Source organism: Gemmatimonadota bacterium (assembly GCA_021295815.1).
Classification (GTDB): domain Bacteria; phylum Gemmatimonadota; class Gemmatimonadetes; order Longimicrobiales; family Gaopeijiaceae; genus JAGWBQ01.
Genome location: JAGWBQ010000034.1, coordinates 1 through 2,455, shown reverse-complemented (window position 1 = coordinate 2,455; position 2,455 = coordinate 1). Strand labels below are relative to the sequence as shown.

The following is a 2,455-nucleotide window of genomic DNA, read 5'->3' as shown; positions in this document are numbered from 1 at the left end:
GATCGAAGCCCCTGAGGAGGTGCGCCGAGCCGTAGGTCAGCTCCTGGGTCCGGTTGAAGCGGCCGCCCCGCGCCGACAGCTTCCACTTGCCGATCGCGGCGGTCAGGCCGAACTGCGAGCTCGAGTACAGCCGCCGCGCCAGCAGCGTGTCGTCGGCCACGTCGCGGCCGCGCTCCACGCTCGCGTGGGCCGACCAGCGGCCCCGGGAGAACGAGCCGAACGCCCGCACGTCCAGCGCGCGGGCCTCTCCGCCGGACCCGGCCGAGGTCCGCCAGCGCAGCAGCCCTCCCAGGCCGACGCCCGGCAGCGGCCGCCAGGCGTCCTCGATCTCGAGGCTGCGCGCGGGGATCGGCTGCGCGCCCTCGCGCCATTCGGCGCGCAGGCCGTGGCGGCCGAGCTCCTTGCGGGCGGACACCGACGCCAGCCGGGTGTCCAAGTCCGCGCCCTCGCTCCCGGCGAAGCGCAGCCAGTCCAGGGTGCCGCTGAGGCTGGCGTTGCCGGGCAGGCTCCAGGACGCCCGCGCCCCCCGCAGGTGGCTCCGGAACGTCGGCCGCAGCGGGTCCCGCTCCAGGTTGCCGCGGGTGGCGGAGGCGCTCAGCCCGACCTCCAGGGCGGCCAGGGGCCGCGCCCGCGCGCTGGCCCGGCCGGTGGCGCGGTCCCCGAGGTAGGCCCCGGCGACCGGCAGGTAGTCCGCTCCCTGGGATTCGGCGACCAGCGTGGCGCCGGCCCTCGCGTGGTTCCATTCGGCCGCGGCCGTGCCGTGGAAGCGTTTCCCCGCAACGCCGCCCGCTCCGGCCGGCTTCGCCCCTGCCGCCGCGCCCTCGAAGAACAGGCGCACACCGTTGAAGTGGTACGCGGCCCACGCCGCCGCGGTCGTCGCCGCGCGGAAGCGCACCGGCAGGGGCGCGTTCCACACGCCCCGCCGGTCGCGGGGCTCCCCGTCGAGCCGGATGAACCGGGTGCCCACCGTCCAGGATTCGCTCAGACCGAGCGTCGCAGAAGCTCCGCAGAGCCGCTGTCCCGTCGAGATGCGGAACGCCGTCAGCCGCCCGCCGCGGAGCGCACCCGCGCCGCAGTAGGCCTCCCAGGCCAGGTTGCCCCGCCGCGCCTCGACCTGGGCTCCGCGGGCCGGCAGCAGCGGACGGTACAGGCCCCCGGCCAGGGAGTCCGGGCCCGTGCGGACGCGGAAGTCCCCGGCCCTGAGCGTCCAGTGGGCTCCGCGCCAGGGAGCGTCCTGCAGCGTCAGGTGCGTGTCGCGCCAGCCGGTCCAGCGGCCGCCAGCCGCGTCCAGCGACCCGCGCAGGGTGCCCAGGCGGGGGTAGAAGGCATGGAAGCGCGCGCCGCCGCCCAGCCCGGTCTCGGGGCCGCTGCCGCCGACCCGCCCGGCCTCGAGGGACACGTCCACGCCGCCGCCTTCCGGAGCCGCCGACACGCTTGCGGCGGCCGTCAGCAGCGCCAGGGCGAGTCTCATTGGACGGACTCCGCGGCGGGATCGAATCGCAGCGCGTAGTCCGCGCGCGGGTCCAGCCCGGCTGGCCAGCGCAGCCTGAACCTTTGCCTCCGTCCGGGCAGCACGGGCCGCCGCGGGACGGGCAGCTCCGCGACCGTCCCGCCCGTGGCGTCGACCACAAGCACCGCGCCGGTCGCCCGGTAGTGCCGGCGGCCGTCGTTGAGAAAGGTCACCGCGATCCCGGCGCACGCGCCGCCGGCGTCGCGCTCCAGCTCCATTGCCGTGACCGACAGCTCGGCGACAGGGGGATCCCCGACCACCACGTACACCGCGGCGGCCACGCGCACGGCGGCCCGCAGCCCGACGCCGGGGGACGGCAAGGGGGGTTCGAGGCGGTAGGCCACGGCGCAGTGGTAGCCGCCCTCCCCGGTTTCGTCCGGGACCCGCACGGTCAACCGCGCCAGGGCCGAGGCCTCGGCGGCCAGACGGGCCTCCCAGGGATTCAGCACCAGCCAGTCCCGGCAGCTCCAGCGGCGCTCCGACGCGAGCTCCCCGAACACCGGCTGGCCGTCGCCGTCGAGCGCGAAGTCGAGCGCCTCGGCACGGATCCGGCCGGGCGCCGCCCCGCCGTTGGTCACCAGCGCGGCCCCGGTCCAGGCCCGCCCCGGGCCGATGGCCGCCTCGAAGCGCAGCGGGCGCATGCCCAGCTCGATGCGCGGCTGGCCCCGCGCCACAGGCGTGAGCAGGCAGGGGAGCGCCAGCAGGATCGTCGGGATTCGCATGCCTTCAGGGCTCCGAGATCGTGAAGGTGGCGGTTGCCGAATAGGTCCCGGTCGAGTAGCTGGGCAGGTCCCGCACGGCCCAGCTGACGGTTTCCGTGCCCGGCGTGGACGAGGCCGGCACCACGGTGTAGCTGGTCGCGGCCGCCAGCACGGTCCAGCTCGACAGGCCCGCCGTGGTCCGGGCCCGGAGGTCGCCGGAGGACAGCGCGGGTCCGCTGGTGGG

Annotated in this window: 3 protein-coding genes; all 3 read right to left on the bottom strand. The window is 76.7% G+C overall.

The genetic code is table 11. The features are described 5' to 3' along the window. Window positions 1-1,471: hypothetical protein (locus tag J4G12_10315; GenBank protein ID MCE2456184.1), on the bottom strand; the 1,471-nt coding region annotated here is incomplete at its 3' end. After that, the gene (locus J4G12_10310; GenBank protein ID MCE2456183.1) at window positions 1,468-2,232 is read right to left on the bottom strand and encodes a hypothetical protein; all 765 of its coding nucleotides are present in this window, start codon (window positions 2,230-2,232) and stop codon (window positions 1,468-1,470) included. The genes J4G12_10310 and J4G12_10315, both read right to left, overlap by 4 nt. 4 nt (window positions 2,233-2,236) lie before the next feature. Beyond that, window positions 2,237-2,455 (bottom strand): hypothetical protein (locus J4G12_10305; GenBank protein ID MCE2456182.1); only part of this gene is annotated, 219 nt, incomplete at its 5' end.

What these genes read in the sequence shown, in the direction of transcription:
- J4G12_10310 (MCE2456183.1), bottom strand. Translation starts at nt 2,232, where the DNA reads ATGCGAATCCCGACGATCCTGCTGGCGCTCCCCTGCCTGCTCACGCCT.